The 18847-nt window shown below is 66.0% G+C and carries 19 protein-coding genes; 12 read left to right on the top strand and 7 right to left on the bottom strand.

Features of this window, described 5'->3' with window-relative positions:
* Positions 1–5: 5 nt before the first annotated feature.
* Positions 6–989 carry a radical SAM protein gene (locus NR810_RS09590; RefSeq protein ID WP_257450466.1) on the bottom strand — a complete coding sequence of 328 codons (984 nt, stop codon included), beginning with the start codon at positions 987–989 and terminating at the stop codon, positions 6–8.
* Positions 990–1147: 158 nt separating this feature from the next.
* On the opposite strand from NR810_RS09590, the gene NR810_RS09585 reads away from it, so the two are divergent.
* From NR810_RS09585 to NR810_RS09575, 3 genes are all read left to right on the top strand, one after another.
* Positions 1148–1801 carry a TetR/AcrR family transcriptional regulator gene (locus NR810_RS09585; RefSeq protein WP_257450464.1) on the top strand — a complete coding sequence of 218 codons (654 nt, stop codon included), beginning with the start codon at positions 1148–1150 and terminating at the stop codon, positions 1799–1801.
* Between the two features lie 205 nt (positions 1802–2006).
* Positions 2007–2948: a hypothetical protein gene (locus tag NR810_RS09580; protein WP_257450462.1), complete on the top strand. Its 942-nt coding sequence runs from the start codon at positions 2007–2009 to the stop codon at positions 2946–2948.
* 262 nt (positions 2949–3210) lie between these two features.
* Entirely contained in the window at positions 3211–4854 is a 1644-nt protein-coding gene (locus tag NR810_RS09575) for an RICIN domain-containing protein (RefSeq protein ID WP_257450460.1), read from the top strand.
* Between the two features lie 92 nt (positions 4855–4946).
* Here the strand turns inward: NR810_RS09575 and NR810_RS09570 are convergent, their stop codons facing one another.
* The 3 genes from NR810_RS09570 to NR810_RS09560 form a co-directional block, all read right to left on the bottom strand.
* Positions 4947–5969: a hypothetical protein gene (locus NR810_RS09570; protein WP_257450458.1), complete on the bottom strand. Its 1023-nt coding sequence runs from the start codon at positions 5967–5969 to the stop codon at positions 4947–4949.
* A 221-nt stretch (positions 5970–6190) separates the two neighbouring features.
* Complete coding sequence (locus NR810_RS09565; protein WP_257450456.1) at positions 6191–6874, bottom strand: HAD family hydrolase; 684 nt, start codon at positions 6872–6874, stop codon at positions 6191–6193.
* A gap of 237 nt (positions 6875–7111) precedes the next feature.
* Positions 7112–7351 carry a hypothetical protein gene (locus tag NR810_RS09560; RefSeq protein WP_257450454.1) on the bottom strand — a complete coding sequence of 80 codons (240 nt, stop codon included), beginning with the start codon at positions 7349–7351 and terminating at the stop codon, positions 7112–7114.
* 25 nt (positions 7352–7376) lie between these two features.
* On the opposite strand from NR810_RS09560, the gene NR810_RS09555 reads away from it, so the two are divergent.
* On the top strand, positions 7377–7583 hold the full coding sequence (locus NR810_RS09555) for a hypothetical protein (protein ID WP_257450452.1): 207 nt from the start codon (positions 7377–7379) through the stop codon (positions 7581–7583).
* Between the two features lie 28 nt (positions 7584–7611).
* Here the strand turns inward: NR810_RS09555 and NR810_RS09550 are convergent, their stop codons facing one another.
* The 3 genes from NR810_RS09550 to NR810_RS09540 all read right to left on the bottom strand — a co-directional run bounded on the left by NR810_RS09550 (position 7612) and on the right by NR810_RS09540 (position 10999).
* A complete protein-coding gene (locus tag NR810_RS09550) occupies positions 7612–8367 on the bottom strand; it encodes a DUF5953 family protein (protein WP_257450451.1) in 756 nt (251 codons plus the stop codon).
* Positions 8364–9266, bottom strand: a complete 903-nt coding sequence (locus NR810_RS09545) for a DUF6310 domain-containing protein (RefSeq protein ID WP_257450709.1) — start codon at positions 9264–9266, stop codon at positions 8364–8366. Before NR810_RS09545 ends, NR810_RS09550 begins: the two co-directional genes overlap by 4 nt.
* 488 nt (positions 9267–9754) lie before the next feature.
* A complete protein-coding gene (locus NR810_RS09540) occupies positions 9755–10999 on the bottom strand; it encodes a YncE family protein (RefSeq protein ID WP_257450450.1) in 1245 nt (414 codons plus the stop codon).
* Positions 11000–11448: 449 nt separating this feature from the next.
* On the opposite strand from NR810_RS09540, the gene NR810_RS09535 reads away from it, so the two are divergent.
* The 8 genes from NR810_RS09535 to NR810_RS09500 are packed head-to-tail and all read left to right on the top strand — an operon-like array spanning position 11449 to position 18841.
* Positions 11449–12192, top strand: coding sequence for a hypothetical protein (locus NR810_RS09535; protein ID WP_257450449.1), 744 nt, complete (start codon positions 11449–11451; stop codon positions 12190–12192).
* Positions 12192–12833, top strand: coding sequence for a hypothetical protein (locus NR810_RS09530; protein ID WP_257450447.1), 642 nt, complete (start codon positions 12192–12194; stop codon positions 12831–12833). Before NR810_RS09535 ends, NR810_RS09530 begins: the two co-directional genes overlap by 1 nt.
* Entirely contained in the window at positions 12830–14035 is a 1206-nt protein-coding gene (locus NR810_RS09525) for a hypothetical protein (protein WP_257450445.1), read from the top strand. The genes NR810_RS09530 and NR810_RS09525 overlap by 4 nt, the downstream gene beginning before the upstream one ends.
* Positions 14026–14988: a hypothetical protein gene (locus NR810_RS09520; RefSeq protein ID WP_257450443.1), complete on the top strand. Its 963-nt coding sequence runs from the start codon at positions 14026–14028 to the stop codon at positions 14986–14988. Before NR810_RS09525 ends, NR810_RS09520 begins: the two co-directional genes overlap by 10 nt.
* Positions 14985–15614 carry a tetratricopeptide repeat protein gene (locus NR810_RS09515; protein WP_257450441.1) on the top strand — a complete coding sequence of 210 codons (630 nt, stop codon included), beginning with the start codon at positions 14985–14987 and terminating at the stop codon, positions 15612–15614. The genes NR810_RS09520 and NR810_RS09515 overlap by 4 nt, the downstream gene beginning before the upstream one ends.
* A gap of 15 nt (positions 15615–15629) precedes the next feature.
* A complete protein-coding gene (locus tag NR810_RS09510; protein ID WP_257450439.1) occupies positions 15630–16337 on the top strand; it encodes a MotA/TolQ/ExbB proton channel family protein in 708 nt (235 codons plus the stop codon).
* A gap of 9 nt (positions 16338–16346) precedes the next feature.
* Positions 16347–16973, top strand: coding sequence for an OmpA/MotB family protein (locus tag NR810_RS09505; RefSeq protein WP_257450437.1), 627 nt, complete (start codon positions 16347–16349; stop codon positions 16971–16973).
* The gene (locus NR810_RS09500) at positions 16973–18841 is read left to right on the top strand and encodes a hypothetical protein (RefSeq protein ID WP_257450436.1); all 1869 of its coding nucleotides are present in this window, start codon (positions 16973–16975) and stop codon (positions 18839–18841) included. The genes NR810_RS09505 and NR810_RS09500 overlap by 1 nt, the downstream gene beginning before the upstream one ends.
* Positions 18842–18847: the final 6 nt, after the last annotated feature.

The following is an 18847-nucleotide window of genomic DNA, read 5'->3' as shown; positions in this document are numbered from 1 at the left end:
GGGTGTCATGATTCGATGGATGCGGCGGCGCCGCTCTGCGGCGGCCCCGGGGTGATGGGCAGTTCGTTGGTCAAGAACCAGTCGGTGTACACCTTGCCTGAAGGGGTCAAGATCAGATCCAGCACCATGCGGTTGTGCTGATAGACCGAATCCAAGACATCCCGGATGGCGGTGTCGTCATTTTCCTTGAGCACCACGGTCGTCGGTCCGTTCTGCAGAATCCGGACAACATACCCAAAGCCAGTCATCTCGCGGATCTTGTGGTACCCCTGGCGGCACAGGTTGTGCTCAACGTCATCAAAGAAGCCATCATCGAGCCGGTGGGCCGTGGTGAATGCCTCCATCTCCGCCTGGTATTGTCCCTCGGGGAGCTTGTTCAGGTTCGCGAACATGAACTGCTGAATGCCCTGGTCGTTGAACGCCTGGATGAACTCCCACATGGACGACCACTGGTGGATGCCCTTGTCCGTATGACACGTGGTGTTCATCCGGATCTTCTGCTTCAGGGACGGGGGCAGCGCCCCGATGTCGGCCAGGGTGAGCAGCTTGCCGGTGCGAAAGATCTGCTCGTTGTGCGCATCGGCGACGGCATGGCGGCTGATGTTCACATGCTCGAACTCGCCCAGGAAGTCCAGGCTTGCCAGAAACGGTTGGCGCAGTCCGTTGGTGGTGATGATCTTCTTGCGGTTGGCCCGAAACACCTCGAACAGCTCTTTCAGACCGTTGTTGATGTACACCAGGGGTTCGCCGCCCACGAATTCCACGCTGTAGCAATACTCGCGGATGGCGGCGGAGCTCTCCAGCATCCGGGAGAGGTTGCGGATGCGGTGCGTCTGGTCCCGGGTCTTGGCGACGCAAAACCCGCAGTCCGCGTTACAGTGCGGTCCGATGTCGATGTACAGGTTCAGCCGCTTGTGAACCCGCCAATCATTGATGGGCACCAGTTCCCTGGCAATCCGCTTCAGTCCTTTGCGTGTCAGCTCATCCATGTCATCGCCCTTGCTCGAGGAGAGTGAGGGGGCTCGCAACGTTCTGCTGGCTCATCGGCTGCACCTCGGAAAGGTGTGGACCTACGTCGAAGTCCCAAGTAAGTTAATCTCACTTACTTTACAACGGAATTTGTTTCCTTTCAAGCTGGTGACACACAATGACCCGAAAGACGCGAACGCGTCCCTACCACCACGGAGACCTCAAGCGCGCACTCGTGGAGGCGAGCATCGAGCTCATCCAGGAGGAAGGCGTGGACGCGCTCACCGTGGCCGAGGTCGGCCGCCGCATCGGCGTGTCCTCCGCCGCTCCCTACAAACACTTCGCGGACCGGCAGGCGCTGTTGCGTGCGATCGCCGAGGAGGGGACACGGCGGCTCGTTGAGGCGCTCGTGGCGGTCGCGGGGAAGAGCGCCGACCCGCGCGAGGCGTTCCGTCGCTCGGGAGTGGCCTACATCTGCTGGGCGGCGGAGAATCCGGCCCTTCACCGCATCGCGACGGATCCCGCGTACATCAACTACACGTCGACGTCGTCGGATGCCGATGCACCGGAGGCGCTCAAGCGCTCGATGGAGACGTTCTGGCCGGATCTGGCGGCGCTGGTCCGCTCGGGCGAGGCGCTCCCCGCCTCACATCCGCTGATGGAGCAGCTGCGAGGCCGTGCCCTGGCGCAGGGCGTGGCCAGCCTCTTCGTCAGCGGCGTCTTCGCCTCGCTCGGCATCACCACCGCGGACGCGGAGCGGATTGCCCGGGCGGTGACGGGGGAGGACGTCCCGGCCATGTCGCGCCGGAGCAAATCCTCGCGCGCCGGCTGAGCCTGGGGCACGCGCTGGCCGGGTTGTGCCTGGGTGTCGCGGGGTGGGAGGCCGAGGCCTCCGTTTCCACGCATCTTCGGACTGAATATCGGCGTGGGTAACAATCCCGAGGTTTCGCGTCTTCTTCATGCGAACGCCAGAGGGGCTGCACGGCAAGCCCTCGCGGCGCTCGTGTTCCCACGAAACACCACACGAGGAGTTCGTCATGAAGAAGACTTGTATCACCTCGCTTCTGTCGGGAGTCGTCGCCCTCACCTTCACCGGTGCCACGTACGCGGCCCCCGTGAGCTCCGCCGCGCAGCCCCACATGAGCGGGAGCTGCCCGGCGGCCATCGCGGATGCGCACGATCATGACGGGGATGGCCTTGCCGATGCCTGCGATGTGACCGTGTTCCTGGTCAAGAACGATGAGCGGGGAGGCCTGTCCCTGGAGCTGGCGCCCGGGGCTCGCGTGGACTCCATGATGATCGCGGACATCTCCAACCAGACGTCGGAGTCTGTGCCCTGGTCGCTCGAGCTGGAGGGGCTGAAGGGGGTGACAGCCCGGCTGCAGGAGGGCTGGGTCACCCCGCATGAGAGCCAGTCGATCGCTCTCGACATCGACCTCTCCTCGGTGGAGCCCGGCGCGTTCCTCGACCAGGTCGTCACCCTGAAGGTGGACGGTGAGGTCCAGCAGATCCCGCTCACCATCGCCGTCAAGAACTCCGATGCCTCCGTGAGCACCCTCGCCGGCATGTGCACCTACAACATCTATCTCGTATCCATCAAGGTGGTGGCGGGCCAGGGTGGCACCGAGGGGGATCTCGAAGTCGAGCTCTTCACCAACCTGCAGACGTCTTCCGGCAACATCGTCAACGACTGGCCCACTTCAGGCGGGTACATGAGGATCGCCGTGGGCGAGACGAAGTACCCGAGCGTCTACATGTACTCGGCCTCCGTCCCGACCTCGTCGTACAACAGACTGCCAGCGTACTTCCAGGTTCGCGAGGATGACGACTCGAGCGCGGATGATTGGGGCTCCGCTTCCAATACCCTCTCGTTCTCTTGCAACTACGGGACAGGCACCACCGACATCGTGACGCGCATCCAGGACGACTCGGGCGGCAAGTACGACGTGACCCTGCGGAGCTCCTGGACGGGCAACTAGTCCTGCAAGGGCCGCCTCGCCCTGCATCGGTGCCGGGGCGAGTCATTTCGCGGTCCGGTGCGGGGGCCGCCCCCCTGTCTGATTGGATTTCCTGCATCCTATCCTCCTGGATTGTTGCACCTGGGGGCCGGAGTCTCGCGCCTATTGGTGGCTCGGCTGGGTGGATTGTGCCCTGCTGTTTTCTTCGGGTGCGCTTGCCCGAAAAAAAAGGGCCATGGGTCCAAGGGTGCAGAAACCCAGCACCCACCCTGGAGCGCAACCCATGCTGAAGAAGACGATGACGCTGTTCGCCTCGATGACCATGTTGGCCGGCTGCGGAGACGTGATGACCGGCACCATGGAGGAGCGGAACGTGGGCAGCGGCGACTCGCCTCGGCAGGAGGAGCCCCTCGGCAGCGAGCAGCAGGAGCTCAACAACGGCACCTATACGACGAGCCTCTTCCCCGAGGTCGTGCGCATCCTGACGTACTACGCGTCCACCGGGAACTACTACACCTGTACCGCCACGGCGATCTCCGACGACACGCTCCTCACCGCGTCGCACTGCGTGAAGGTGGGCAACGAGGTCGCGCAGTGGGTCAAGATCGACAACGCCGACGGTGACAACAACGGCACCGAAGGGTCGTACTCGAGCTACATCGTGATGTCGAAGGACCTGTACTCGAACGTCTACTACGGCACCTCCCAGGGCGAGAGCACGTACAAGCGGGATCTCGCGCTCGTGAAGTTCGGCGAGCGGACGTTCAGCAAGTACCTGCCGTTCGTCTACAAGACCGACCAGGCCACGGTCGGCACCACCGTGACGATGGTCGGGTTCGGCGGGGAGACGACGAAGGCGTACGGCACGCGCCCCATCAGCGCCACGACGAACACCAACAACGGCTCGGACTACGGGTACTTCAACATCATCTCCGACACCTCGACGCAGCCCTACACCGAGGGCGGCGACTCGGGCGGTCCACTGCTCATCCAACAAAACGGCCAGTACTACGTCATCGGCGTCTTGATGGGCGGTAGCACCTCGGGCTCGACGAAGTATCACGTCTATCCCGCGCTGACGCAGGCCGTTTACAACCACATGTCCACGTTCCTGACCCTGCGCGACAAGTACTGCATCGAGGCCTACCGGCACTCGTACACCACTGCTTGGGGCGGGAGCTGGGCCTTCTGTGTCAACGGCTCCATCAACGGCAATCTCGACGCCTCGGGCTTCTCGGATGCCTACAACCTCTACAACCACGGCAACGACTCGACCTGGAACGATGAGATCAGCGCGTTCACCATCCCCAACGTGATGGCGGGCACCTTCTACCAGCACAGCAACTTCGGCGGCAGCGCGGTCACGTTCGTCAACGTGTTCCCGTTCCTCGACAACTCGGTCGTCAGCAACCTGAAGGACTTCAGCTTCAACGACATGATCTCCTCGTGGGGCCTCCTGGCCACGTCGTCCGCCTCCATCGTGAAGGTCCAGCTCCAGAACGCGAAGACCGGCAAGTGCATCGACGTCGTCAACGGCAACCCGGCCAACGGCACGAACGCGCAGATCTGGGACTGCACGAGCGGGAACAACAACGAGTACTTCACCCTGCGGGAGACCTCGACGCCGAACGTCTACCTGGTGAAGAGCTCGCAGGCGGGGACGTGCCTCGACGTCGCGGGCGGTGGCACGACGAACGGCACCAACATCCAGCTCTGGGAGTGCGACGCGACGAACCCCAACCAGACCTTCCGCTTCGAGCAGTTTCCCGGGCAGAACAAGTTCCACATGATCAACACGCGCACCGGGAAGTGCATCGACGTCGCGGGTGGCGGCACGACGAACGGCACCAACATCCAGCAGTGGGAGTGCCTGGACTCGAGCAACGCGTCCGTCAACAACCAGGTGTTCTCGTTCAAGATGTACTGAGGAATCTGTCTCAAGCCGGCCTCCATTCGGGGGCCGGCACATTCCCGTGAGCCTCCCACCCGGCGCTACCGGACGTGAAGGACTGCCTTCAACTAGGCACCGGGCAGCACGAAGATCCGCACGCGCCCGTAGTTGTCGGTGTAGGGCTTGTCGACGAGGCGCACCTGCAGCGCGTTGCCGTCCCCCATCAGTTCATAGGTGTATTTGTGGTCCGTCGCGTTGAAGGACGCCGTGCTGGACGGGTGCTTCCACGTCTTCCCCCCGTCCAGGCTGACCTCGAGGGTGGTAGCTCTCAGGGGAGCAGGCTCCGGGCTCTTCTCCAAGCCGGAGCCCTTTGGCCACGCGAAGACGAACTCGGGGTCGATGCCCACCTGCTGGTTCGCTCCCTTCGGGCTCGGGAACATGGGCGTGGGCTCCGCCTTGCCTGACTTCGCGCCGGGGTTGGCCATGCCCCCCCACGCGCTATAGGTCCCCTGCATCGTGAGGCGATAGGGCTTGCCCCGCTCGAGCACCCTCTCGCCGCGGATGGGGGTGCTGCTCCGGGAGTCGAGCCACAGCTCCTCGGCGGGCAGCACGGAGATCTGCACGCGCCCGTAGTTATCGGCGTAGGGACTGTCGACGAGGCGTACCTGCAGCGCGTTGTCGTCTCCAGCCAGCTCGTAGTTGTACGCGTGGTCCGTCGCATTGAAGGACGCCGTGCTGGACGGGTGCTTCCACGTCTTCCCCCCGTCCAGGCTGACCTCGATGAGGCTCCCTCTCCGGGGCGCGGGCTCCGGGCTCTTCTCCAGGCTGGAGCCCTTTGGCCACGCGAAGACGAACTCGGGGTCAAGGCCCACCTGCTGGTTCGCTCCCTTCGGGCTGGGGAACATGGGCGCGGGATCCGCCTTGCCCGAATTCGCGCCAGGGTTGGCCATGCCCCCCCACGCGCTATAGGTCCCCTTCATCGTGACGAGATACGGCGTGCCCCGCTTGAGCACCATCTCGCTACGGATGGGGGTGCCGCTCTGGGAGTCGAGCCAGAGTTCTTCCTTCTGCGCCCACGCGGGGGCCGCCGCCAGCATCAGCATGCCGGTGCAAAGCGTGAGGGAAGCCGAAAAACGCCTCGTGTTCTTCATGGTCATCTCCATGGGTGTGGACGAGGGTTCAGCAACAACCATGCCTGCTCGCGGCAAGGTGCTTTTTCCTTCGTGGCCAGAGGGAAACACCCGTTCGGGCCATGGTCCCCATGGACGGCTTCGACGTGTCAGCCAGCACCGCTGACACGTCGGTCGAGCTTGTCGCGCCAGATCGTGGCTTCACCCTCGAGCAGGGGGCATTCCGCGCCCCAGGTCGATCATCAGGTCGATGAGCTCGGTGACGACGAAGGAGGGCACATGCTGCGCGTCTCGATCCACCGCAGGAACTTCGCCAGGTCCTCCACATGGAACGACGCAGCTGCCGCAGCCTGCTTCCGCCCCCGCAGGATTTGTACGGTCGGTATTCCCAGTTTGTTCCCGGCGTCTATCTCCGAATTGGGGTTGTCTCCCAGAACGACGACCTCCTCTGGTCTCAATTGATATGCTTCGAGGAGCTCGCGGAAAATCGTCTGCTTCCCTCTGCGCCCGGGTTCATCGAGGGCATCGACGATGATGCGGTCGAAGTAATGTGCAATCCCAAGACGCTCTATCTTGCTCTCTTGCAGGCGCCGGAATCCCGTCGTGACGAGGAAGCGCAACCCGGGAATCTGCCTGATGACTTGAATGTCAGGATAGGGCATCAGCTCGCAGTCCAAACGAAATCCCGCGAACACACCTCCGACCCTGATCTGGACTTCCGCTGAGAGACCATGGAGCCTGGCGATCTCGTCGAGCGGTCGCTCCCATACCATGTTCATGATATCGGCGATCTGCGCTGCCTTCAATTCACCGCTGTCCTCGAGAACTTCCCGCAGCGCGGCGAGCAGCGATCTGGCCGCTTCTTCGGGAACGCTCCGCGGCGGAAACAGCGTATCGTCGAGATCATAGATCACTGCTTTCAACATATCATCCCTTTGAGAATGCCTGAGGGGTGGGGTGGAGTGGACTGAGCGCGTCTCGGCCACGGCGGTTCTACCCCCCTCCGGACGAAGCTGGAAGTCGAGATGGCACAGAACTGTCCTCGGGCAGGATTCTAGAAAGACAGCACCGAAGTCGCAGTCGCGCAGGGTCGCAAAGCCGGCCCTCCTCGCGGGCGGCAACCCCCAGATTGCGAAGGCCGACGGCGACGCCCCTGTGCAGGCCTACATCGCGGCCATGCCGGGCTGGAAACGCGACGTCGGGCGCCGCTGGCGCGGCTGGAGGGCACCATCGCGCTCCAGCACCTGGTGCGGCGCTTCCCCCAGATGAAGCTCGCCGTGCCCGAGGAGCAGCTGCGCTGGCGTGGCTCCATCGGACTGCGGGTCCTCAAGGCCCTGCCGCTGCTCCTGTCGCCGTCCGGAGCCCGGGCTGCCGTGCGCAAGGCCGCCTGGCCGCATTCCCACCCTGGAGCGGTGTTCCTCGACAGCGTTGGAGTATCTTCCCGCCGTCGCGGCGCCGCGAGTCGGCCTGCGCGTGCGCCGCACCCGCCTCATGCTGCGCGAAGCGTTGCTCGCGCTGCTGCGGGAGAAGGACGTAGACACCCTCTCCGTGCAGAGCGGCGGGTTCGATTCCCGCCGCTTCCACCCCCCCCTCGGGAACGTCACCTTCCCGGTGAGCCAGCAGGCGGCGCCCTGAGCACGGCCACCGCGAGCCGTGCCGAGCCTCAACGGGTGGAGCGCCCGCCAATCTCCGGGAAGCGCTCGTAGGCCCGTTTGAGCGCGTCCAGGTGCGCGGGGTTGTCCAGGTCGAGCGGCGCATCGGTGAGCTGCACGACCCACCCACCCGTCGCGGTACGCAGTGAGCGTGGCAGCAGCTCAGCGTCGCGGGCAGGGTCCGGAAAGCCGATGGCTTCTGCGGCAGCGGGTGACCAGTAGTTCAGCCACCCAAGGAACCAGGGAATCTCAGGCGCGGGGAGCTTTTCTGGCAGGTTGAGCATGGGAAGCCCACGGGGTGAACACTCTGGTCCATGAGGCGAGCGGCGAAACTGCTGCGCGACTTCCGAGCCGTGACCATACGGCGACGCGTGCCCCCAGAACGAGCGCACCCCCACCGCCACACCCTCAAGCAAAGCCGCCGCTGCCGCGATCACGGGCTCGTCCAGTGGCAGTTCTGCATGCACTTCAGACAGGGACTGACCGCCTGGGCTGAGGAGTCCAGGTCTTCCCCTCCCGTTAACCGTCACGGGGTAACTCTCGTCCCCGTTGCACAGAAGAGGGAATCTCCCGTCCTGCGTCCTTTCCGCGAGCCACGCATCGCGCTGCGGCAATGCGATGGGGCGCCCGCCGTCTGAGAGCCGCCACTCCAGGCGCAAGCCGGGGAGCGCCTTTTCCATTCCATGGACGCTATCGAGCGCGCGGCGGTCGTTGCCCACAAGCGCAGGCGCGTAGACGATGAGGGTGAGGGCTTTACGCCTGGTCATCGTTTGCACCCCGTGACGACGACGTTAAGCGAGGAATCCGCTTCGAGCAGCGCGTCTTTGTGCGCTTGGGTGCTCACCCCAACGACGAAGTCGTATCCACATGCCGCCGCAGCAGTTCGCTCCCTTAGCATTTGCTCCAATTCCTTCTCAATTTCCCGCCTCCGGATAAAGTCAGGGTACGTGTCAAATTGATGGGTCTTGATTTCCCACAGCACACGCACGCCGACTTGCAGCGCATCGAAGCTCACGCCGCCCACTAGTACATCCATTCCGGGATAACGGTTGGGCGGAAACTGATCGGCGCACTTGTTATGCGCGTCATCCTTGCCCTCGTGCGGCACTGGGACGGGCTCGCACCTGGGGCGATCTCGCTCCGTGACTTCGGTTGGCCCCACGGGAGGGAAGTCCGGCCCTTTTGGCTCGGGCTTGGGCCTTTTTTTCGGCGAGGGTTTCTGCGGGGCGGGAGCTGTTTCAGGCACGGGCCTTACCTCGGGGCGGCCCATATCCAGCGCATACGCATCCAGGGCCTCTTTGATGGCGAATCCCACCACCACCACGCCCGCGACAATTACCGCTCCCACGACGATCTCCGGCCCCGCCAAGACACAGAGTCCGACGCCCACCGCCGCACCTGCGGAGGCGACGGCGCATCTGCCCGTGATGTCCCGAAACCGAACCCGGTCATGGTCGAGGACATAAAAGCACCGCTCCGCCAACACGGGCCAGGGCTCGGAAGCCTCCTGAACGGCACACCGCCCCCCATCCGTCCAGGGCAGTGTCGCCGCTCGCTGGAGGTTGGCGAGCCTCGGGTCCCGGGCCGCTGGCTCTTTCGGGCTGGGCGCTGACGTAGCGCAGGCTGAGACATAGAGCAGAAGTGCGATGCACGCTCGGAGACGAATAGCCGGGTCCTCCGTTGTGGATAGTACCTAATGGGTCCTGGTGAGGATTTTCGGAGTATGGCGGCGCGCCCCGACAGCCACGAACGAGCGCCGGGGCACGGCAGGGGGCCAGGGTGCAGCAGTCGCAGCTCGGGCCATGGTGAGCACCAACGCAGCGCGCAGCCCATGCTCGGACACGGTGCAGGCCCCAGGCGCGAGACGGGAGGTGGGCAGCCCCCGCCATGTTGCACGTATGTCGCCGGAGCGTGCGGAATGGGCTGGAACGGGGTGGGACAGGAGGGGACGCGGCGGGATATCGACTCCCAGGCATTCCGGGCGCTTGCGAGATAAGGGCGCGATTCTGCTGGGAGTTTCGCACCGCCCGGCGCGGGTTCGATTCCCGCCGCCTCCACTGGATGCTGCAAAACCCCGGGTGCCATCAGGCGAGCCGGGGTTTTCTTCTGGACCGGCCCGGGCCATGAGGTCCGGGGCCCTCTTCCGCCAGTTCTTCAGGGGAAGAGTGACGCCGCGAGCTTCGCGGTGCGCGCGCGCTGCGGGTGGTCACCGACGGGGATGCGGGCAACCTCCTGCTCGGTCTCGTAGGAGAGGACCGACACCGTGTCGTCGCCAGCCACCGAGACATAGCAGTAGTGTCCGTCGGCGCTGGTTGTCGCCCAGTAGGTCCGCGCGCCGAGCGGGTGGATGCGGTAGCGGAGCGTCTCGCGTGAGACGATCGCCGCGTAGTTGGACATCGTTCCCGCCACGCAGAGCTTCGTCCCATCGCCGCTCATCGCGAGTCCGTGGTGGGCGGAGTCGAGGATGTACTGGTCGCGGCGCAGCGCTTGAGCCTCCTCGGAGACCGGCAGGTGGGCAAGCCGCGTCACACGATCCTCCTGCAGGTCGTACTCCACGAAGCCGTGGAAGAACGACACCTGGAAGTAGAGGAACCGCTCGTCGGGGGACAGCGCCATCGGCCGGACCGCCGGGCTCATGTCGGGCATCCCGAGCTCGGCGAGCTTCTGGCGCATGTTCAGCCTCTTGAGGACCTGCAGCGTGTTCGCATCGACGATCTGGAAGATGCGATTACCCTTGGTGCCGTCCAGCTCCGGGGTATCGAACGGCGTGTAGACGAAGCCGATGCTGGCATTGAAGATCTTGCTGCCGTCGCGGGAGTAGTTGTTCTCGTGCGGGCTGTCCCCCGCGGAGAAGGAGCCGACGATGTTCCCAGTGGCGGTGTCGATGATGTTCACGCGATTCGCCGTCGAGGCCGAGACGGCGAGCCGGGTACCATCCGGCGAGATGGCCATGTGGTCGGCGCGCTGACCGTCGACCCGCGTCCGCCAGCGGATCTTCCCGGTGCTCAGATTGATGGCAACGACGTCCGCGAAGCTGGGTCGCGAGACGTAGATGACCTGCCCGTCCTTCGAGGCGAACATGTCATCCACGAACTGATCGTGGCCCTCGCCCACTTGCTCGCGGATGAGCAGGAAGTACGTCAGGCGCGCGGGATCGAGCATGATTTCCGTCATCCGCTCGCTGTGGTCCGGAATGACGTTGATGCGCTTCAGCCGCTGGTAGGTCCGCACGTCAATGACGTCGGCGGTCCCGTCCCAGTTGTTGCCGACCAGCAGGACGTCGCGCATCGGCGTCTGGGCGGCGGCACTGAACGAGACCCACATCGATACGGCGGCGAACAACGAAACGGATCGAGCGCACCATTGGCTCAGGCTCGCGCCCACTTGCAGGGTACCCATGGTTGGACCTCCTCAGGAGAAATCAGCGTTGCAGTCCGAACCGCAACGGACGGGAACTACCAAGCCACGCCGCGGCATCGCCCCCGCCGAAGGGAGGGGAAACGCCCCCAACCGGCCCGTCCGGGAGGGGGTCTCGGGGTGGAAGGGGCGCCCCGGTGGCCCCGAGGTCCCGGGCGGGATACCGCCTCAGCTCACCCGAGCCCAGCGCCACCCGGAGATGGAGTAGCGGCGGGCGGCGGGCTGGTCGCGTCACAGGGGAGTGAATCCGCTGTCTTCGCGGGGATGTGAGGAGGGGAACACGCCGGGTTCAGGATTCTGATATGGTCGCGCCCGATCATGCACGCAAATGCGACATCCGTGTCGCGGATCTCTGGTCCTGGATCGCACAGCTCGCCTCGTTCTCCCTCTGAAGGGCGTCGGCGCAACAGTTGCACGAGGCCGCCGACCTCATGATGAGCCGTGCTGTGAAATTCAGGCGCAATGCGAGTGACGCGGGCCGGGTGCTGCTGTTGGGCGCGCTGCTCTCCGGCTGCGTCACCGTCTACCAGCCGCTCAGCTCATTGCAGCGCCCGGCGATCGTCGATCCGCAGCTCGCGAACCTCGAGGGCATGCGCCTGCTCGTGCGCTGCGTCCCGGGGGACTACATCAAGGCGAGAGACGCCGAGCTCCTCTGCCGCAGGGTCGGCGCGCTGTTCCGAAACCAGGGCGCGAAGGTCGAAACCGACGTGCCTCGCAATGGCAGATCGTCGCGGAACCTCGAAGAGGGCACCCAGCCCGACCTGGTCGTCGATCTCTCGTCGCGGCTCCTCCACAAGGAGGGCAGCGGCCCTCTGTGGGCCCTCACGGCCCTCTCCCTCACGATCGTGCCGGCCTTCACGGAGTACAGCGTCGCGCAGGACGTGACCATTCGCGACGCGAGCGGGTTCCTGCTCGCATCCGACAGCCTGAAGGCGCGCTTCATCGAGTACTTCGGCGCCGGAATATGGGGCGTGAACTGGGTGCTCGACGCCCTCGTGCGCCCAACGGAGGAGGAGCTCACGGGCCAGGCGCCGGCGCGGGACTTTTCGCGCGACTTCTACGCACAGCTGAGCCAGCTCGCCTTCAACGCGCGGGTCCGATCCGACGTGCTGCGCTCGTTCGAGCCCCGTCCCCAGGCCGGGGGCGAACAGCGCCAGACGGGCACGGAGCCATAATGGAAACCCTGCTGGTTTTCCTCCTGGTGCAACTCTCGATGTCCTCGGGGCGCCCGTACGACCCCGCGCCCGGCATCTGGCACGACAAGTCAGAGGCGCGTAACCTCGACTGCTCGCGCGTGAGCCAGCAGCGGGCGCATGAGCTCCACCCGGGCGAGATCCCCGCGCCGCTCGCGCGCATGGCGAACCAGGAGTCCGAGGCGCTCATCTGCACCCGGCGCATCATGCGCAATGGAGAGCGGCCGGAGCGCGACGAAGTCATCCTCGCTTCGTTGCGCGAGTCGGTGGGAGAGATCGCCGAGGTCGCCAGCGCGCTGGGGCAGGGCGAGCTCAACTGGCACGTCGACGCCTTCTATCCCCAGCCCGAGGTGGCGGCGAAGATCTCGGTGGCGGCGCGCACCGAGCTCGCCGAGCAGGGACGCAGGGTCTCCGACAAGGTTCCGATCCTCGCCGCTGGCGACATCGCGGTGCTCGGCCGCATGGCGCCGAAGGATGCCTATCCGCTGGCGTGCAAGCGCTACTTCGCTCAACGCGCGCTCGGCGAGAACGACGCGTTCCTGGGGATCATGCTGATCGACGAACGGGAGACGCAGCTCCACGCCGGACTGTGTCTGAATGGAGAGTGGAGATGGCTGCGATGAGGCCGGCGCTTCTCGCACTCACGCTCGCGCTGGTCTCCTCGTCGTCGTGGGCGGCGGTGGCCCCGGAGATCGCCGAGGCGCAGCGGGCGCAGATGGAGAAGCTCCGCGCGGAGGTGGCAGGGCAGATCCAGCTGCAGGCGTACGACCTGCTCGACGAGCTCGTCTACGGCTGGACGCAGCAGCCGGTCTTCGAGCTGGAGACACCGGTGGTGCTCGCCGACGTCACCGTACCGGTGGGCTTCGGCAGTGGACTGGCGGCCCTGATCGAGAACCACTTCGCCAACCTGGTGGTGAAGAACCCGCGCACCCGGCTGACCCTGGCGCACTGCCCGCAGTGCACCGCAGTGGTGGTGCACTCGGGCGCGAAGGGGACGATCGTCTCCCGCGGCGTGGACCAGCCGGAAACGCTGGCCGCCGCGGGCGCGCTCTCCGGTGCGCGCCATGCGATCTTCCTCGACTTCGAGGCGGAGGGCAGCGCGCTGGTGCTGCGCGCCCGCATCACCTCGCTGGAGCCGGCGCTTCCGATCATCCACGCGCGGACCCTCACGACCTCCACGTCGTCGCCGGCGCTGCTGCGCTCGGGCGACCAGCTCAAGAGCGCGGCCGAGGCACGCAAGGAGTACCTCGACGCCCTCCAGGGCCGCGGCGTGTTCACCGTGCCGATGCGCATCGCGGTGCGGAGCTACGCCCCGCCATCCAACGGAACCGCGGTCGCGGCGATGCCCTTCATCTGGCTGCAGGTCGGGACCGAGGTGGCGCTCACCCAGGCGCGGGCCTGGACCGGCACCCTCTCGGCGGGCGTCACCTGGATGCCCCAGCTGCACACGGGCTTCATGGCGCAGGCGCGCATCTCCCGCCTGCTCACCGGCTCGGTCGCATCGCTCACCCGGCCGGATCTCTACGTCTTCGTGGGCGGCTCCGTGATCTCCATCCACGGGCAGGGCGCGCGGGTGTTCCAGAACCAGGTGCTGAACCTGGAGGATGTCCTCTCCAACATCCCGCAGCTGCTCGTCCAGCCCCACGCCACCTTCGCCGCGTTTCCGATCGGGCTCGAGCTGCGTGTCGGGAATCGCATCGGGGCTTCGGTGTTCCTCGAGTCCGCGCCGGCGCTCGACAATGCGCCCTCGGTCGGTGCCCACCTGAACCTGCTCGATCTCCTGAAGTTCCACACGGTGGGCGCGGAGGTGACGTTTTGCTTCTGAAGCACCTCGCACTCCTCGCCGTGTTGCTGCCGGCCGTGGCCCTCGCCCAGCGTGACACCTCGCGCGAGGCGCTCGCCCGGGTGGAGGAGACCCTCACACTGCGCCTGGAGCAGGGCGGGATCGCGTTGAAGGACGTGACTCCCGCCATCGTGGTGAGCGTCTCGCCGGCTTTCGAGGAGTCGAAAGCCTGGTACCCGACCGCCGCGTTGCAGTCCCTGGTTCGCGTGTTCGGCTCCGCCTCGCTCCGTTCCTGCGAGGCGTGCATGGCGTCGCGCCTGTTCGTGGAGGAGGGCCGGCTCGAGCAGTTCACGACCTCGCTGGGAACAGAGGAGATCATCCGGCTGGACGAGAACGCACGTGGAAGGGCCCCGTCGGCCCGGGTGGCGATCTGGCTCGACGAGACGCTGGAGGGCGTTTCGTTGCGCATCATCGATCTGCACAACAGCCGCATCGTGTTCGTGCAGAACTTCGACCCGGGGCTCACCGAGCTGGCCCGCACCCGCCGCAACTTCACCCTCACTGAAGAGCTGGAGCGGCGTGCGCGGGGAGACAGCCTCACCCACACGTTCCTCGACGTGACGATGTACCCCGGCCAGCACATCTCCCTGGATTGGGCGGAGCAGTGGGGCGACACCAACGCGAACCTCGCCGGCCTGTCCCTCTCCGCCTACGACCCGTTGATTGGGGTGGGCGGCGCCTACTACCGCGTCATCCCCAGCGCGCTGAACATCATGGTCGGCGCGAAGGTCCTGCTGAGCGTGCCCACGGCCGTCGCCAGCGGCATCAGCGGCGGGTCGGTCGAGGTCATCGACCCGCTGCTGACCGGTGTCTTCGTGGTGCGCATGCCGATCGCCAGCTCGAACTACGGCGTCACGTTCACCGCATCCACCAACGGGAGAATCGGCTTCGGGATCTCCCTCATGAACATCACCGCGCTGCCCTTCCTGCCATGAACCGAATCCTGCTCATCCTGCTGCCGCTCCTGGCCTCCGCCTGCGCGACGCGGAACTACACCTATTACCTGGTCGAGCCGGCGCCGAAGAAGCCCGAGGCGCTCAAGGAGGAGGGGACACTGGTGCGGCCCTTCGGCTTCGGATCGACCACGGTGATGAAGGTCCGCTGGAACGACGGCAACCTGATGACCGAGGTCGACGTGCCCATGCTGGCCACGGGTCAGCGCATCGTCATCGAGCACGGCGCGGGCAACGGCGACGTGAAGACCATCCCCGCCAGCCGGTTGGTGCCACCGCCGCCCTCCGCGGCGGACAAGGCGCTCATCGAGGCCTACCGGGCGCGCGGCCTGCGCATCGACGAAGAGGCGCCGGAGGTGAGCATCACCCGCGCGCGCACCTTGATGGAGCAGGCCACCCGCGAGGGCAACTACCACCTGGCCCTCGAGTGGTGTGAGACCGTGTTGGCACGCTACAAGTCGCACCCCGAGTTCCTTCGGGCCAAGGGCTCGCTGCTCCTGATGATGGGGGAGCGCGAGAAGGCCATCGAAATCTACGAGCAGGTCGAAGCCATCGAGAGTGAGCCTGGCGTCCGCAAGAAGCTCGAAGAGCTCCAGCGCCAGCAGTAACAGGAGAAGCATCTCGTGCAGATCATCGGGTTTGTGTTGTTGGGCTTCATCATCTGGTACGGGTTCAAGGATCGCAGCGACGCGGTCATCTCCGCGTTCGACGCCCACGCGCTGGTGATGGTGCTGGTCGGGTCGTGCTCGGCGGTGCTGGTGAGCTCCAGCCACACCACCGCGTGGCGCACCATCCTGTGCCTGCGTGAGCTGATCCCCGGCCTGGCGCTGTTCAGTCGGACCACCCGGGCGATGGAGGCCGAGCGCGATCAGCTGTCCGCACTGTGGCGCGATGGCAAGCGCAGCCAGGCGGTCGATCTGGCCGCGAACAGCCGCTTCCCCGCGGTGAAGCAGATGCTGGAGTTGATCCTGAACCGGGCGACCGAAGCCTCCAGCAACAAGACCTTCACCGAGCTGCGGCATGAGGAGATCAGCCGGTGGCAGCCGGCGATCCACAACTGGGAGATGCTCTCCAAGCTGGGGCCGGCGTTCGGCATGGTCGGCACCATCACCGGCATGATCCAGCTCTTCCGCAACATGAGCTCGGAGAACCTCAACATCGGCGCGGCGATGTCGCTGGCACTGCTCGCGACCCTGTACGGCGTGGCGTTCGGCGCCGGCGTGGCCGGGCCGATCGGGCACTACCTCAACGGGTTGCTCGACGACCGCCTGGGGTTGATCGAGCGGTGCGAGAAGAGCGTCAACGAGATCGTCTCCCGTGGCGAGCGGTGAAGGTGAGCCATGCAAAGACGGAAAGCGGGGCATGAGGAGAGCTGGCTACTCAGCTATGCCGATCTGATCACCAACCTGCTGCTGTTCTTCGTGGTGCTGTTGACCGCGGCGAACTTCAGCAAGCTGAAGATGCAGCAGATCGCCCAGAGCATCTCCGGCAAGCAGAGCCCGGAGAGCCTGGAGTCGATCCGCAAGGAGATCGAGGCGCAGATCGCCGCCAAGAACCTGCAGGATCTCGTGACCACCACGGTGACCGACGCGGGGCTGGAGGTGTCCCTCAACTCCGGGCTCGTGTTCGACTCGGGGAAGGCGAAGATCCGGCCGGAGTTCGAGGAGACCGTGGCGTCGATGCTGAAGGAGCTCTCGCCGTACTCGTCGAAGTACAACTTCGCGGTCGAGGGGCACACCGACTCGACACCGATCGTGAGTGGTGGACTGTTCGCGAGCAACTGGGAGCTCTCCAGCGCGCGCGCCATCATGGTGCGGCAGCGGCTGGAGGAGGTCGGGATCGACCGCTCGCGCATCCGCGTCGAGGGCTACGCCGAGACGAAGCCGCTCCCCGAGCAACTGCTGAAGGGCCTGAGCGAAGACGAGCGCCTGGCCCGGCACCGCCGTGTCGTCGTGAGGATCTACTGATGAGACGTTTCGCCGTCCTCGTCGCCTGGGTCGCGTTGAGCGCCGTGGCGGAGGCCCAGACCCAACCCCCGACCGGCACCAGCCTCCCTGACGCGCCGGCGCCGGTGCCGCAGAGCCATGTCCCCGCGCCCGTCCTCCTGGAGCTGCGCACGCTCGAGAGTCAGTTCGATCTCGCGCTGGCACAGGACTGCGCCCCCGAGCGCTGCTTCTCCAAGGGCTGTGTCTACCGCGACCACGTCACCGTCGACATGCCGCGCACCAGCTCCCTGCCCGGGCTCGGCCAGACCGAAGGCCCCGGCAGCGTGCCGTCGCAGGAGTACCTGACGCAGGCTCAGTGCGAGTTCACCCACGAGAAGTCGGTCCCCACCCAGGACGTCCAGGCCCTGGTCCGGCGCCTCGAGCAGCGGCTGTCGAAGGGGTGGCTCAAGGTGAAGGTCGGCCGGCAGATCCTCCAGCCGATCTCTCCGGGACTGCGCGAGTCTCCGCCTCCGCCCGAGCCCCCGAAGCCGCCAGCGCCGGTGGTCGAGGAGAAGCCGGTGGAGCCGCCGGCGCCGACGACGTGGGAAGCGAACGTCGCGCTGCGGGAGCTCTGGGTCAGCCTGCTTCCGCACTTCTCGTGGATGATCGCGCTGGTCATGTTGACGATGGCGGCGCTGACCGTCATCTGGGCCCTGCGTCGCCTTGGGCGAGAGACGCTCGAGGAGAAGGCGCTGGCGGCGCAGCTCGCGGCGGGTTCGTTCGACAAGGCGGCGGAGGCCAAGACGCCCCCGGACGCCGAGGAGCCGTCTCCAGACGGGGCGGACCCGGCGCCTTCAGAAGGGGATGCGGAGACCGCGTTCGTCACGGCCCAGCAGCAGTTGTGGAACGACCGGATCGCCCAGGCCGAGCTGGCCAAGGGCGACAGCATGGTGGTGGAGCTGCTGCGCGACTGGCTGAAGGCCGGCGAGTTCGAGCTGCTGGCCAAGGCCATCTTCGTCTTCGGCGATCGGCTGTCCCTGGCCTTCACCTCGGACGGTGAGCTCGCCGTGCGCAAGGTGGAGTTCGCCGGGTATCTGAAGACGGTGGACGAGAAGGCGCTGCTCTCGGATGCGGAGTTCTTCCGCTTGCTGAACCAGCACGCCATCTCCTCCACGCTGATGGCCCAGGCGGACGCCGAGGTGTACCGCAGCCTCCGCGAGGAGTTCGGCTCCAACGGCGTGGCGAACCTGATCGACAGCCTGTCGCCACGTCATGGGGCGCTGCTGTTCGGGCACGTGCCCACCGATTGCCAGCAGGACGTGGCGCGGATCATGTCGCCCGAGCTGCGGGTGCGGATCGCCAACGAGCTGCTCGCGTCCAACCGCATCTCGAAGGAGGAGACGGTCCACCTGTTCGAGGTGCTCGACGCCGCGCGCGCGGGGAAGCCGCTTCCCCCGGCTCCTCCGGCCCAGGGCATCCTGGACCGGGGTCGCCAGTTCGACGCCGCCGGCGCGCTCTCGGTGCTGTTGCCGCTGATCGAGTCCTCCGCGCGCGGTGAGCTGTTCGCGCGCGCGCTGGGGCGCTCCGGCGGGACGCTGCCGCTCTGGTACCAGGACATCCTCTACGGCGACATGCTGCTCAAGCTGCCCGACGAGCTCCAGAGGGACCTGCTGCTCGACGTCGACGTCCGGGGGCTCGCCGGCTGGTCCTCGGTGCAGCAGCCAGCGTGGCAGGAGAGCTTCATCGCGCGGCTCGCGCCGACGATGCAGAACGCCATCCGCGCCAACATGTCGTTCGTCTCGCGCGAGGAGCAGCTCAGGGCCGCGCGGCGCGGCCAGAACGAGTTGATCTCGGCCGTGAAGAAGCAGGTCGCGCGAGGGAAGGTCTCCTTCGCGGAGATCATCGCCTAGGTGAGG

Origin of the sequence: Archangium lipolyticum (assembly GCF_024623785.1) — a bacterium.
Lineage (GTDB): Bacteria > Myxococcota > Myxococcia > Myxococcales > Myxococcaceae > Archangium > Archangium lipolyticum.
This window is presented reverse-complemented; position numbering and strand designations above follow the sequence as displayed.

Bases quoted from the DNA above. Each gene is read 5' to 3' on its own strand.
- NR810_RS09590 (WP_257450466.1), bottom strand. From the start codon at position 989: ATGGATGAGCTGACACGCAAAGGACTGAAGCGGATTGCCAGGGAACTG.
- NR810_RS09530 (WP_257450447.1), top strand. From the start codon at position 12,192: ATGGAAACCCTGCTGGTTTTCCTCCTGGTGCAACTCTCGATGTCCTCG.
- NR810_RS09515 (WP_257450441.1), top strand. From the start codon at position 14,985: ATGAACCGAATCCTGCTCATCCTGCTGCCGCTCCTGGCCTCCGCCTGC.
- NR810_RS09525 (WP_257450445.1), top strand. From the start codon at position 12,830: ATGAGGCCGGCGCTTCTCGCACTCACGCTCGCGCTGGTCTCCTCGTCG.
- NR810_RS09540 (WP_257450450.1), bottom strand. From the start codon at position 10,999: ATGGGTACCCTGCAAGTGGGCGCGAGCCTGAGCCAATGGTGCGCTCGA.
- NR810_RS09580 (WP_257450462.1), top strand. From the start codon at position 2,007: ATGAAGAAGACTTGTATCACCTCGCTTCTGTCGGGAGTCGTCGCCCTC.
- NR810_RS09535 (WP_257450449.1), top strand. From the start codon at position 11,449: ATGATGAGCCGTGCTGTGAAATTCAGGCGCAATGCGAGTGACGCGGGC.
- NR810_RS09585 (WP_257450464.1), top strand. From the start codon at position 1,148: ATGACCCGAAAGACGCGAACGCGTCCCTACCACCACGGAGACCTCAAG.
- NR810_RS09505 (WP_257450437.1), top strand. From the start codon at position 16,347: ATGCAAAGACGGAAAGCGGGGCATGAGGAGAGCTGGCTACTCAGCTAT.
- NR810_RS09550 (WP_257450451.1), bottom strand. From the start codon at position 8,367: ATGACCAGGCGTAAAGCCCTCACCCTCATCGTCTACGCGCCTGCGCTT.
- NR810_RS09575 (WP_257450460.1), top strand. From the start codon at position 3,211: ATGCTGAAGAAGACGATGACGCTGTTCGCCTCGATGACCATGTTGGCC.
- NR810_RS09500 (WP_257450436.1), top strand. From the start codon at position 16,973: ATGAGACGTTTCGCCGTCCTCGTCGCCTGGGTCGCGTTGAGCGCCGTG.
- NR810_RS09565 (WP_257450456.1), bottom strand. From the start codon at position 6,874: ATGTTGAAAGCAGTGATCTATGATCTCGACGATACGCTGTTTCCGCCG.
- NR810_RS09570 (WP_257450458.1), bottom strand. From the start codon at position 5,969: ATGAAGAACACGAGGCGTTTTTCGGCTTCCCTCACGCTTTGCACCGGC.